The 13,010-nt window shown below is 43.6% G+C and carries 14 protein-coding genes; 7 read left to right on the plus strand and 7 right to left on the minus strand.

What is annotated here, in order from left to right; genetic code table 11:
* Positions 1 to 182: 182 nt before the first annotated feature.
* Positions 183 to 635 carry a flavodoxin gene (locus tag BLW49_RS08160; protein WP_076312823.1) on the plus strand — a complete coding sequence of 151 codons (453 nt, stop codon included), beginning with the start codon at positions 183 to 185 and terminating at the stop codon, positions 633 to 635.
* A 78-nt stretch (positions 636 to 713) separates the two neighbouring features.
* On the plus strand, positions 714 to 1,445 hold the full coding sequence (locus tag BLW49_RS08165; RefSeq protein WP_076312822.1) for a hypothetical protein: 732 nt from the start codon (positions 714 to 716) through the stop codon (positions 1,443 to 1,445).
* An 11-nt stretch (positions 1,446 to 1,456) separates the two neighbouring features.
* Here the strand turns inward: BLW49_RS08165 and BLW49_RS08170 are convergent, their stop codons facing one another.
* The gene (locus BLW49_RS08170) at positions 1,457 to 2,914 is read right to left on the minus strand and encodes a 4-hydroxyphenylacetate 3-hydroxylase family protein (RefSeq protein ID WP_090724013.1); all 1,458 of its coding nucleotides are present in this window, start codon (positions 2,912 to 2,914) and stop codon (positions 1,457 to 1,459) included.
* Positions 2,915 to 3,105: 191 nt separating this feature from the next.
* Between BLW49_RS08170 and BLW49_RS08175 the strand changes: the two genes are divergently transcribed.
* Positions 3,106 to 3,810, plus strand: coding sequence for a Crp/Fnr family transcriptional regulator (locus tag BLW49_RS08175; protein WP_090724014.1), 705 nt, complete (start codon positions 3,106 to 3,108; stop codon positions 3,808 to 3,810).
* Positions 3,811 to 3,890: 80 nt separating this feature from the next.
* On the opposite strand, the gene BLW49_RS08180 is transcribed toward BLW49_RS08175, so the two are convergent.
* The gene (locus tag BLW49_RS08180; RefSeq protein ID WP_090724016.1) at positions 3,891 to 4,685 is read right to left on the minus strand and encodes a hypothetical protein; all 795 of its coding nucleotides are present in this window, start codon (positions 4,683 to 4,685) and stop codon (positions 3,891 to 3,893) included.
* 428 nt (positions 4,686 to 5,113) lie between these two features.
* On the opposite strand from BLW49_RS08180, the gene BLW49_RS08185 reads away from it, so the two are divergent.
* Positions 5,114 to 6,724 carry a thioredoxin domain-containing protein gene (locus BLW49_RS08185; RefSeq protein WP_090724018.1) on the plus strand — a complete coding sequence of 537 codons (1,611 nt, stop codon included), beginning with the start codon at positions 5,114 to 5,116 and terminating at the stop codon, positions 6,722 to 6,724.
* 55 nt (positions 6,725 to 6,779) lie between these two features.
* Here BLW49_RS08185 and BLW49_RS08190 read toward each other — a convergent pair whose 3' ends face one another.
* The 5 genes from BLW49_RS08190 to BLW49_RS08210 form a co-directional block, all read right to left on the minus strand.
* The gene (locus tag BLW49_RS08190) at positions 6,780 to 7,058 is read right to left on the minus strand and encodes a YxcD family protein (protein WP_076312817.1); all 279 of its coding nucleotides are present in this window, start codon (positions 7,056 to 7,058) and stop codon (positions 6,780 to 6,782) included.
* A 5-nt stretch (positions 7,059 to 7,063) separates the two neighbouring features.
* Positions 7,064 to 7,543: a hypothetical protein gene (locus tag BLW49_RS08195; RefSeq protein WP_076312816.1), complete on the minus strand. Its 480-nt coding sequence runs from the start codon at positions 7,541 to 7,543 to the stop codon at positions 7,064 to 7,066.
* A gap of 87 nt (positions 7,544 to 7,630) precedes the next feature.
* Positions 7,631 to 8,188 (minus strand): PadR family transcriptional regulator, encoded by a 558-nt coding sequence (locus BLW49_RS08200; protein ID WP_076312815.1) that lies wholly within the window; start codon positions 8,186 to 8,188, stop codon positions 7,631 to 7,633.
* 207 nt (positions 8,189 to 8,395) lie between these two features.
* Positions 8,396 to 8,971: a beta-class carbonic anhydrase gene (locus BLW49_RS08205; protein ID WP_047910680.1), complete on the minus strand. Its 576-nt coding sequence runs from the start codon at positions 8,969 to 8,971 to the stop codon at positions 8,396 to 8,398.
* 34 nt (positions 8,972 to 9,005) lie between these two features.
* Complete coding sequence (locus BLW49_RS08210; RefSeq protein ID WP_076312814.1) at positions 9,006 to 9,347, minus strand: iron-sulfur cluster biosynthesis family protein; 342 nt, start codon at positions 9,345 to 9,347, stop codon at positions 9,006 to 9,008.
* A gap of 138 nt (positions 9,348 to 9,485) precedes the next feature.
* Between BLW49_RS08210 and BLW49_RS08215 the strand changes: the two genes are divergently transcribed.
* The 3 genes from BLW49_RS08215 to BLW49_RS08225 all read left to right on the plus strand — a co-directional run bounded on the left by BLW49_RS08215 (position 9,486) and on the right by BLW49_RS08225 (position 13,001).
* The gene (locus BLW49_RS08215) at positions 9,486 to 11,003 is read left to right on the plus strand and encodes a carboxypeptidase M32 (RefSeq protein WP_090724517.1); all 1,518 of its coding nucleotides are present in this window, start codon (positions 9,486 to 9,488) and stop codon (positions 11,001 to 11,003) included.
* Between the two features lie 188 nt (positions 11,004 to 11,191).
* Positions 11,192 to 12,196, plus strand: coding sequence for an ABC transporter substrate-binding protein (locus BLW49_RS08220; RefSeq protein ID WP_076312813.1), 1,005 nt, complete (start codon positions 11,192 to 11,194; stop codon positions 12,194 to 12,196).
* 31 nt (positions 12,197 to 12,227) lie between these two features.
* Positions 12,228 to 13,001: an ABC transporter ATP-binding protein gene (locus tag BLW49_RS08225; RefSeq protein ID WP_090724019.1), complete on the plus strand. Its 774-nt coding sequence runs from the start codon at positions 12,228 to 12,230 to the stop codon at positions 12,999 to 13,001.
* Positions 13,002 to 13,010 lie beyond the last annotated feature (9 nt).

The raw sequence follows: 13,010 nt of genomic DNA on the forward strand, positions 1-13,010 counted from the left end.
TTGAGCCGTTTTCTCTTTAGAGAAAGCGGCTTATTTTGTGTCGGAAATTTCAGCAGAATACACGATTTTCATTCATTTGTCGCAGGATAGCGGATCAGGCTGTCGTTCATTTATTGTTGACAATGAGAATCATTATCAAATATGATGGTTCCATATCAAAAGTAAATGAGGGATAATTAACGATGGCAAACATCTTAATCGTATATGCAAGTTTAACAGGGAATACAGAAGAAATTGCGGAGCTTATTGCAGAAGGAGTACAGAATGCAGGTCATACAGCTGTACTGAAATCAGCGGAGAATTGTAATGCCGATGAAATGCTGAATTATGATGGAACCATGATCGGTCTATACACCTGGGGAGACGGAGATTTGCCGGATGAGTTCCTTGATTTTTATGATGAGCTGGACGAAGTGGATCTGAGCGGCTATAAAGTAGCCTTGTTTGGAAGCGGAGATACATCATATGACTTGTTCTGCGGCGCGGTAGATACGGCTGAAGCCAAGCTTAAGGAGCGTGGAGCCATTGTTACGGAGCCTTCACTAAAAATAGAGTACAGCCCGCTGGACGAGGAGAAGAAGGACTGCAGGGCGCTGGGTGAGCGTTTTGCCGGAATTTTAGCACATGTATCCTAATTTGTGAAATTGATTCAGATTATAACTAGACAGCGGCATAAATGGAGAAGAGCTTAAGCGAGAAGGAGAGAGATATCAATGGAGAGACCTTCTGAAGCGATACCACATAAGAGGATATTAACAGATTATAAGCTGGAGGAAATGTTATGGTCTGAAAGATCCCTTAACCGACTAAGAAATTTAGCCAAGGGCAAGCAGCAGAGCCTGGAATGGAGACATCGGGTTCAGTATGCTGTCAGTCATACCATTAACGATTACTACAGCTTGACACCGGAGGTTCGCAGAGAAGTACCCATTCAGTATTTGTTAGAGAAAAGATGGCCTAAACATACTACAGATTTTGAATCCAGCGATCATTTTTGGAATGTGAAATGGGGAGTAACCGATGAGCTTGTCCGGCTGCTAACACAGCATACGGAGCTGTTACAGCCTGTCCTGCTGTATGAAGAGCACAAAGCTTATATATCAGACTTACATATGGACCTGTCTGTTATCTTCCAGGTAGCATGGCAGCCTGATCATATGGTGCAGAAAGGGCTCTATATCCAAAAATATATTGTCAATTATCACGAAGAAGTCATTCGGGCATACCAAAACATGATGATTGTATTCTGCCACCATGCTTTTGGATGTATTCCAGAACGAATCGAAGTCAATTGTTTGCTGGACCGGCGCAAGATAACGTTAATCCCGGACGAGCACAGATATGATGAGGCCTTGGATTATGTCAAGCTCGTTACCCCTCTATGTCTGGATACAGTTGGAGCGTCGGATATTCCGCTATACGACGCCCCAAGCAAAGTCAATTAACAGCTCCGAGATCATGTATCTCGATTAGCTAGAAAGTTATGAATCAGCTGGCGATAATCTTCATGATTATCATAGCTGTTGTACATACGAATGTGAACCGTTTGGGCGCTTCCAAAAAAGAAGCGTTCAAATTGACTTTGTCTTCCTCCAAATGGTCCGGCAGTAAGCTCCCATACCAGCCTGAATAATGCAATACGATCCTTGGCCTCCGTTGTGAGGCCTTTTAAATATTGATTCACATATAGACTTGGTTCTGACGAAAGATCATTTTTCATAGGGGACATAATGATGCCGCTGGATCCAAGCAATTGAAGCATATTGATTACTTCAAGATAAAATGGAGGAAACTGAACGCTTGCAGCGAGAAGTGGACTGCTTGAAGGGATCAGGATTCCCTGTTCATCCAGCTCGGCAGAAGTTTCAGAAGCAAGTCTCAGTGCTTTGAAGTTCTCCAGCATGGTCATGATTTTTGAAACATTGGCAACAGAAAGAGGCTCCAGCCCAACATTTTGTTCATCAGCCAAAGTTTCAAATAAACCCAGAAGAAATTCAGTTTTGGCAATGTAACGTGATATAATTTGATGTCCAATATGGGTATGAAAGTGGCCATCATGAAAGAGCCTGAAGCCAAAGGTTTCATCCCCATAATAGAACATGCGGTTATGCGGTACCAGTACCCTGTCAAAAATAACTAGTGTATCCATCTCCTCGAATCTTGAGCTCAGTGGATGATCATAGGATGATTCTGATGCATGACTTTCACGGCAAATAAAGGTCATTCCCTCAAGAGTATTTGGAACGGCAAAAGCAAATGCATAAGGGTTCACTTCATCCTCAGGAGCAAGAGAAGGGGTAGGGAAGACAATCATCTCGTCACAGGTTGGTCCTTGCGTTGCCATCATAAAGGCTCCGCTGACGATGTAACCTTCCTCGGTAATTTCTTCAACTTTTGCAGCGATGGAATCCTCGAACTGATCGATTTGACCGGACCATTTACTAGCAGGAGGCTGAATAAAGGCGTGGGATAAAGTAATGTCGTGATCTCTGCAATAGGCATAGTAATCTCTTAAGTTTTGAGCAAATGCGGGGTTATGCTCCTCCAGCGTATGTGCGGCAGTATAGAAGGACATCATCGCTGTATTCATGTAATCTGGTGATCTTCCAAGAAAACCATGATGCTCCCTTGACCATAGCTCAATCATCTTTCTTCGTTTCTGCAAATCTTCCAAGCTGCTTGGCGGTAGATACGATAGACCTACGGACTCACCCGTGTCTGGAGATAAATAAGTCATTTGATCTTTATATTTGTCATCACACTGCATGTCATACAACTTGGCCTGCGTTTGCATGAGTCCACTAAATACGGGATGCTTAGATAATGGACCATTAACTCGTTCGCCATTATACCATAAGTTAATGTGTTGGCGATCGATTCGTTCAATGTACTGTTTACCGTTTTTGATTGGCACATCGCTCACCTCTTTGGGTACTGTTCACTCATGCGTCCCGATTTTATTTTTAGCATAATGTACGGGAGAACGAGTTCATAAGTACCTTGTACCTGGGCTTCTAGCCGAAGAAAGGGCGTTTGCCTGCATGATTAACAAAAATTGTATGGTAATCGTTAATCTACATATATAACGAGAGGAGCTTCTTGAATTTGAAACTTTTGCATAATGAAGATTTGCTAATGAGATTTATCCAAACATATGAGCTGGATATACTGCTGAACACTGTAAATATTCACGATATGAAGCTGTATGAGCTTATGCATGGAGATCGGGTGTGCTCGAGCGGCGACGATATCGACCATTTATTCTTCCTGGTACAGGGCAGGCTTAAAGTCTATACGACCATGTCAAATGGAAAGTCTCTTGCCCTCCGGTTCAATGATCCACTCAGCTTGATAGGAGATGTGGAGCTGGTGACGAAGAATAAGGCGAGTACGACAGTAAAATGTGTAAGACCCGCCATTTTGATTGGAATCAGCTATTCAGCTCTTAATCAGCATTACATCACTCAGCCTGCATTTCTGCATTTCCTGCTGGAGCATATGTGCTACAAGCTGACGAGTCTGAATCGTTCGAGCAGTGTTAATTTGCTATATCCATTAGATAAGAAATTTGCGGGGTATTTGACCTCTATGATGTTGGATTCAGAGACGGGGGTTGTCCTGAATAAAATATCCAGCCGCAGCTTGAACGGAATTGCGGACTTGCTTGGTACAAGCTATCGCCATTTAAATAGAGTGGTCAAACAATTTACGGAGATCGGCATCTTGGAGCGCAGGCGAGGGGAGCTTATACTGTTGGATGAACAGAAGTTGAGGGATATGGCACCTGATGATTTATATTTAAAGCGATAGCACAAGCATCAAAATAAAGATGACAGCATTTCGCTGTCATCTTGAATCAATCATTCTATGGTTAATAATAATAATATAGCTTAATAAAATGGCTGATTAAAGCATGCGGTTAATTGAGAAACGGAAGCATTTTTACGCAAAGACTCAAATAAATGGATGGCCTTTTTGAAATAATTGTCATTATTAAGTCTGTCAGCTGCCCATAATGTATAGACCGCTGTACACAGCGCCTCAGAATGCTGATCGTTCAGCTGTTCATACTGAGCAAGCAAATATTGATACGATAAATATTGGGAAGCCATATTACGTTCTGCATAATAATCATAGCTATTGATATTTTGCTTAAACCGCAATAATTGTCGATCAATACAGTAACCGTGTTCAATGGCAGATTCAAGCAGGATCGAGAGACCGATTAGCACTGCATCACCTGAATAATTCTCTAGATAAGCTTCATATTCGGGCAGTTTGCTCATATTTCCACGCAATATTTCAAGTGTTAACAAGTGAGCGGCAGCAAATGATTTGAATTTCTCAATTACGGCTTCACCCGCCTTCGTACCATCACTAAGCCAGCTCAATTCCGAATAATAAGAAATATATTTGATCGACTCAGAGTATTGTTTTAGCTTTTGATAAGATAAGCTCGACATTAAGTGACTATAGGCAAAATAGTAGATGATATGCTTGTTGTATACATTGGTGGGACCATTTCGATGTACAATATCAAAATGTACCAGTTCAGCAGCATGTAACAAAGCTTGAGATAAAGTAATGACTTCCTCCCAGTCCTCATGTGCGCAGCTTACTTCGATACTTTTAATAAGTGAATCCATATTGTTAGCTCTAACAAGTATATCAGGATCTACAACCATACTCACCTTCTCCTCAGTCTCACAAATTTACTTTATTTTACATATAGGTATACCAAAGGTCAATATATTCGTGAAAATTGTTAGTTAATAAGATTAGAAAAATGTAAAGCTCATATAGCTGATTAATTAGGGTTTAGGTTAGTGAATGATGTAAAGGTAGTTGTAACAGGATAGAACAATGATTGAGAAGAAAAATAGAGGTAGATACATATATAAATTTGCATTGCTGACGATCGGAACTTAATTATTATTTAAACAATTTTTCGAAATATAAACAAGATTAAAGATTTTTTTCTGACGATGTTCAATAAATGGTCAATTTTAATTCAGTGCTTCATATTGTTGCTTCATATTGTAAGTTTCTGTTGAAGTATGAATAAGTGGATTAGCCGTTATCTTAAACAGATTATCTAGAAATGGAGGAGCTTATGATTAGAGAAACGGAAGGTCATCATTTAAATCGAGTCATTCAAGAAAATGAACAATATACGGCTGCAGCTGACGAAGAACTTCTGCACGGGGCCTACCGTCAGTTGGAGAATGCCTTTGATTCCGAACTCGGAAAAACAGAAGCAGGGTACCAGCCTTTCTCTCCTGCTCAACTCATGTTCTTAATGAATTATGCTAGGGTATATAGCCAGCCCAAAGCCTTAGAAATGGTGGAACATACCCTGCATCGAATGTACCGAAGCAGTATTTATGATCATGTGGGTCATGGTTTTTTCACATATTCAGCAGATGAGAGGGGTCTTGTTCCGCATTTTGAAAAAATGCTAAATGACAATGCCTTGCTTGCAATGACTTACCTTGAAGCCTATCAGTTAACAGAGCATCCGCTGTATGCGGAAATCGCAGAATCCATTTTCTCTTATGTATTAAGAGAGATGACTTCGTCTGAAGGAGCCTTTCATGCTGCAGAAGGTGCCAACTCGGAAGGGGAGACTGGACGATATTATGAATTTACCCGCCAGGAGATTGAAGATGTACTGGGTGTAGAGGAGATGCATCGATATTGTAATGTGTACGCTATTGAGCCTGAAGGTGATTTCGCAGGACAGAGCATTCCCAGTCTGATGAAAGGAACGCCTGAGGAGCAGGCGGAGCGGAGAGGTTTAAATCCACTCGCCCTGCGCAATTTGCTGGAGGAAGACCGGCAGAAGCTGCTGCAATATCGTGAGACGAGGGTGCGTCCACTCAAGGATAACCGTGTGCTGACTGCTTCGAATGGCCTGATGATCGCAGCTCTGGCCAAGGGGGCTAAAGCGTTGCAGCAAACGACATATGCAGATGCTGGAGCTAAAGCGGCTGATTTCATATGGAACAAGCTGCGTGATCAAGACGGCAATCTGCGTTCAGGCTATCGAGATGGAGAATTTGTGCATCCAGCGAATGTAGAAGACTATGCTTCTTTGGCTTGGGGACTGATGGAACTGTATGAAGTGACAGGGCAGCCTGCATATTTGGTTAAAGCACTGGAGCTTAAGGATGCACTGTTCAGACGGTATTGGGACCCCACAGAAGGGAGCTTCCAACGGTCAGGGTTAAATCGAGAGCAGCAATATAATTACGGAAATGAGATTGATGGATATGCATTGCCTGCAGGTGCTATGGTTCTTTCGTTGCTGATCACCAAATGGGCAGCTATAACTCAGGATAGTGAGCTGATGCAGAAGGGAGAACAATGGCTTCATTCTATGGCAGGAGAAGCGAGTTCCCATGCTGATCGTCATGCGATGTATCTGCTTGGCATGTCCTACGCACGACTCGGAGGACGCCAAATTATAATCAGTGGAAGAACGAATGATATCAAAATGCAGGAGATGATCTCCATCATCCACAAATCCTATACGCCTGATGCTTCCATTATTATTAACTATGAAGGCAAGTCAGAGTATGCCTTGGCCGAACTTATTCCTGGTCTAGTCGGCAAGCCCGCCATTAATGGAGAAGGAACTGTGTACATTTGCCGGGGCTTCTCCTGCAGCGCTCCTATAACGTCAACGGAGCAGCTTCGAGAAGAGTTTAGGCCTGTGAACTAATAAGCAAAAATAAAACCGCCTCGAGCTTATGCTCGAGGCGGTTAACGTTCATTGACTACGTACGAATTCTGGCTGTAATTTCTTCATCAAGCTCTAGTGTAACATCCTCACGGTAGGCACGGATATTATATTCTTGATGTACATATCGCAGAATAGCTTCAATCATATTGGATTCAATGAGAAATTGACTGCGGCCCTGAGCCCAAACCTCAGCGGAGTAGCCTGTATCTTCATCCCAACTAAGCTCCACCTGTACATCTGTCGGTTTGATCTGCTTACGTTCAGCGATATGAAGACATATGGCATTAACAATCTCATCCATTGTGATTACCATAGAGCTTAGTACCGTCCGTTTCCGTCATAGATGTTGCGGGATTTTTCTTTCTCTTCACGACGTCTCTTGATAGCTCTGTAGATACCTACACCCAGGCTGATTAATACAAAGATGGCAAGAAGGTTAATTGCAAGACCAAGAAGTTCTCCGAAGAAGCCCATTCCTCCGAACAATCCCCCGAATAGCATACCTGCAAGTCCACCAATCATTAGACCTTTCATAAGTGAGCCGCCGCTGAAAAATCCGCGGTTTTGGTTCGTTGTAGAATTGGTAGCATTGTTATTACGGTTCGTTGTAGAATTTGAGACATTGCTGTTACTATCATTCGAACGATTAGGTGTATTTGTATAAGATTTAGTTCCGGATTTGAAACCGCCGCCACCACGGCGTGCATCTGCATTATCTGGAATTGCTACAGTCGAGAAGATCAAAGTAAATGCCATCATGACCATAAGTAAACGTTTTGAACTGATCCATTTTTTCATGTGAGAAATGTTACCTCCTAAGAGTGATTTTTAGTGTTTAATACTTACATACGCTTAAAAAATATGTTGGTTTCATATTTTTTAATTTTAATGTGAATTGGATAATTTTTGTTCAGTATGACCGGAACGAATCAGGTCGGATACCCAATCACACCATTCCATTCCTGCCTTGGCTTTCATTGCTGCCTTCGTGTTGACAATATAATCACCGAAATAGGAATGTGTGGGCTGTACAGCTTCGTCTGGAAGTGCCTTGAGAAGATCTTCGTAATAATCTTGACGAATCTGGTACCACTGTCTGCGTTCTTCAATCCATTGTCTGAGCAGGGCCGGATTCGTGATTTGAAAACAAATCAGCCGAAGACTCAGTTCGTCCCGAATAGGCGATGTAGATACGGGTGTATACATCCATTCCAATAATACCTGTATTCCCTTATCCGTGATCTTATACATCTTCTTATCCGGCTTATCTGTCTGCTCAATCCAGCGTGAAGAGAGAAGCTCATCCTCTTCCATACGGGACAGCAGCGGATAAATCTGACTGTGCTTGGCAGGCCAGTGGGGCTGAATCCTCAGCATGAGATCATAGCCAGATGATTCATCACGTGTCAATAACCCGAGCAAACCATAAGACAGTATGTTCAAGTGGACATGTCTCCTTTACTAAACTATAGTCTTGAATAACAGCGTAAAAGCGTTTTCCAGGACCATATATGTTTAAAAGTGTACACCACGACTGTATGGTTTGACAACCGTTATTGCCGAATGACAAGTAAACTGTTGTTATAAATGTCACAGAAATTTAATAAAAAAATGGCCTGGACTGCTGATTAGCAATCCAGACCCAAGGGATTAGAGAGATGCCTGGTTCTCATAACCATCCACAACAAGATCGAGAGCGCCTGTCTTAGGATCAATGATCATGCCGTGAACAGGAGTACCTGGGGGCAATAGTGGGTGATTTCGAATCAACTCCACAGTTTCCATTACCCCTTCATGGACATTGTCAAACCCGCGCAGCCAGCGATCCAGCTTAATTCCTGCATGGTCGATCGTCTTGAGCACCTTCTCGTCGATGCCACGTTCTACCATATGCGAGAGCATCGCTTCACCATTTAGAGAGGCCATGCCGCATTCATGATGACCGACGACGACGACCTCGTCAGCACCCAGCTCATATAGGCCGACTAGAACGCTTCGCATCGCACTTCCGAATGGATGTGAGATGATAGCGCCGGCTGTTTTAACGATCTTGACGTCACCATTCTTGAAGTTCATCGCTTTGGGAAGCAGCTCGACAAGACGGGTGTCCATACAAGTTACGATCATCATTTTCTTCTGTGGGAATTTATCGGAGATATAGGCTTCATATTCTTTTTTCTCCACAAAGTTACGATTATGCTCCATGATTTGACTAATACTGTTCATTTGTTTATACCTCCAGTTAATGAGTAATTATTATCTAAGCATTGACCGCACGTTCATCGCGCGGAAAAATGTATAAACCATAGTGCTGACCACTGCTGGACAGACGTAAAGACAGGTCTCCGGGATCGGTTGCCAAATTCAGCTCTTCTTCAAAAAAAACAGCCTTTTGGCTGTCCAAAATAAACGTTAGATCCGGAACGTTGGTATCCAATACGATATCCCCGTCTTCCTGCTCATCAACAATACGAAACGCAGGAACTCCGCTAACCGCACAGCCGCACCCCTCGCTGTCATACATCAGTCGAATGAAGCCTGGCCTGTTACCGAGAACTTTGGTCAGGAGTTCTTCAGCTGCCTTACTAAGATTGATTTTCATAATTTAGGCCCACTCCTTTACTTGATCATTTAGGGCTTATGTTATAACCCTAGTTAACGCTCTTAAATGTTGATTATAATCTTAGCTAAAAGTATGATCAATAGGTAGGCGAATTAAAATATGGATGGGGTGACACTGATGAGTCAGCAATTACAGGCTAAATTAGAGCAATTTCTGGATCTGAACAAAAAAATTAAAAGCTACAATGAAGCCATTGGACTCCTGCACTGGGACATGAGCACGGGGGCACCGCGTAAAGGAATTGATACCCGTTCAGAAACGATAGGGATGCTGTCATCGGAAGCTTTTAAACTGCAGACATCAGAAGAAATGAAAGATTTGCTCTCTTTTTTGAAACAGGAGAATGAATTTGCCGCTCTGTCTGATGTACAACAGCGATTGATTAATGATTGTAAGAAAGAGCTCGACCGCACACAATCTGTTCCAGCAGAGAAGGTTCGCGAATTCAGTGTTCTTACCGCCCAGGCTCAAGCCAAATGGGAAGTAGCCAAGGAGAAGGCTGACTTTGCGTCGTTTGAACCCTACTTATCTCGAATTGTTGCTATGCAGAGTGAATTTATTGACTATTACGGTGTGAAAGATACACGTTATGACACACTTCTGGATATGTATGAGCCGGATTTGACGGTAGAGAAGCTGGATGAAGTATTTAGCCGACTAAAAGCCCGAATTGTTCCCTTACAGGAAGCAATTAGTCAATCCGTACATAAACCGGACACTTCCTTCCTCAAACAATCCTTTGATATTAAGCAGCAGTCCGAGTTCAGTAAATATATATTAAAGGAAATGGGATATGATTTTGAGGCAGGGCGATTGGACGAGAGTGTACATCCTTTTGCTATGGGATTGAATCCCGGTGATGTTCGTATTACCACTCATTATTATGATACAGATGTGGCGAGCGCCATCTTTAGCTCTCTTCATGAAGGCGGTCATGCCCTCTATGAGCAGAATATTGATTCAAATCTGGCAGGGACTCTTCTTGCCGAGGGAACATCCATGGGAATCCATGAGTCTCAGTCAAGATTATGGGAGAATATGATCGGCAGAAGCCGGGCTTTCTGGGAGCATTATTATCCGGTATTACGGAGCTATTTTCCCAATCAGCTGGAGAACATTTCTCTGGATCAATTCTATGAAGCCATCAATAAAGTAGAGAGCTCGCTGATCCGCATTGAAGCCGATGAGCTCACTTATAATCTTCATATTATTATCCGCTATGAGATCGAGAAAATGCTCTTTAATGAACAGCTGGACGTAAAGGACCTTCCGCAGGTATGGAACGAGAAATATAAACAATATTTAGGCGTTACTCCTCCTGATGACGGAGCTGGTGTGCTTCAGGATGTACATTGGTCAGGCGGAGACTTTGGTTATTTTGCCTCCTACTCGCTTGGTAATATGTATGCAGCCCAAATGATGAACACACTGGCCAAGGAGCTCCCGGAATACGAGAATTATATAAAGGAAGGGAAGCTTGCTCCACTCAAAGAGTGGCTGACGGAGAAGGTTTATCAATATGGCAAGTCCCGCAAGCCTTCCGAATTGATAGTTGCTATTACAGGGGAAGAGCTGAATCCGGATTACCTTGCTGATTATCTGGAGAACAAATATAAAGAAATCTATAAACTATAAAGAGATAACAGATAACCGAAAAGTTCAACATATCTTGTCAAGCTGAAGGATTCTACAAGAGTCCTTCAGCTTTTTTTGTGTGAATATGAGCTTAGTTTAAGAGAGCCTGTACCGGGCTGATTAACCAAATGGGAATGGACTGCATAATTATGGTTCATACATTCTTTATTTCAAGGGAGGGCTATTCAATGAAAGGAAAAGCTTGGTGGAAGCCTGCTGCAATTCTGCTGCTCTTATTCACCGTCGTCCTAAGCGGCTGCAGTTCAAGCAGCAGCGGTAACGTTAAAGTTAACGTTGGCGAAGTAACCCGCTCTGTTTTTTATGCACCAGAGTATGTCGCTCACGCGCAGGGCTTCTTCGAGGAAGAGGGTCTGGATGTTGAGATCCAAACCACGGCGGGGGGAGACAAGACGATGGCGGCACTGCTTGCAGGCTCCATCGACATTGCGCTGGTAGGTTCAGAAACGTCAATCTATGTGTATCAGCAGGGAGCGGAGGACCCGGTCATTAACTTCGCACAGCTGACACAAACGGACGGCACCTTCTTATTTGCGAGAGATCAAACGGCGGAATTTGATTGGGATCAGCTGAAGGGGAGTGAGTTCCTCGGCCAAAGAAAGGGCGGGATGCCGCAAATGGCCGGTGAGTTTGCCCTAGGTAAGAAAGGGATCGATCCACATCAGGATCTGACACTGATTCAGAACATTGATTTTGCCAATATCACGTCTGCGTTTGCATCAGGAACAGGCGATTATGTACAGCTGTTCGAGCCGCAAGCATCCATCTTCGAAAAAGAAGGAAGAGGCAAGGTCGTTGCTTCCTTTGGAGTTGAGAGCGGCAAGCTTCCGTATACCGTATTTATGACCAAACAGAGCTTCATCAAAGACAACAAAGACGTGGTCGGCAAATTTACGAAAAGTATTCACAAGGCTCAATTGTGGGTGGAAGAGCATACGGCAGAAGAAATAGCCGATGTCATCATGCCATATTTCAAAGACGCGGATCGTGACATTATTGTGAGCAGTGTACAGCGCTATAAGGATCAAGGCACGTATGCTTTGGACCCGATTATTGACGATACCGAATGGAATAACCTGCTTGATGTAATGGAGAATGCTGGCGAGCTGCAGGAGAGAGTACCAGCGTCTGCGATAGTAGACAATACTTTTGCTGAAGAAGCTGCTGGAAAGTAAGGTTCGCCGTTCATAAAAAGGATGTGAATAAATGACACGGATAGAACTGGATCAAATTACACATGTGTACGTAACGGAACGGGAGGCAAAGATGGCTCTGGATTCCATTAGTATGGAGGTCGAGGCTGGCGAATTCGTCAGCCTGGTAGGTCCAAGCGGATGCGGTAAAACAACCATTCTGTCCATGATTGCAGGCCTGCTGCAGCCAACGAAGGGGGAGGTGCGTCTGGCCGGAGAAAAGGTCACTTCACCTTCTTCCCAAGTGGGCTATATGCTGCAGCAGGACTATTTGTATCCATGGCGCACAATTTTGGCAAATGCCTCGATTGGACTTGAGCTTACCGGACAGCTCAGCGAAGCTTCGCTTCTAGCAACGCGTGATCTGCTCGCTGAGATGGGGCTTGCAGGTACAGAGGACGCATATCCGCAGGCATTGTCAGGCGGAATGCGTCAGCGTGTGGCTCTGGTAAGAACGCTAGCAACGAACCCTGATCTGCTGCTGCTCGATGAGCCCTTCTCGGCTCTGGATTATCAGACCAAATTGCAGCTGGAGGACCTGATCTCAGATACGCTGAAGAAGCAGGGCAAGACGGCCATTTTGGTTACACATGATCTATCTGAAGCCATTGCCGTAAGTGACAGAGTCATCGTGCTGGACAAAAATCCGGGACGAATCCGCAAGACCTTTGAGGTTCCTGCATCTATCAGGGATGCCCAGCCGTTCCATGCTAGGGAGCAGCAAGGCTTTAACGATCTGTTTAACGAAATTTGGGGAGAGCTTGATGACTCCGGAGGAAAGAGGTGATCATGCCTA

Source organism: Paenibacillus sp. PDC88 (genome assembly GCF_900106725.1).
In the GTDB taxonomy this organism is placed as follows: Bacteria; Bacillota; Bacilli; order Paenibacillales; family Paenibacillaceae; genus Paenibacillus; species Paenibacillus shunpengii.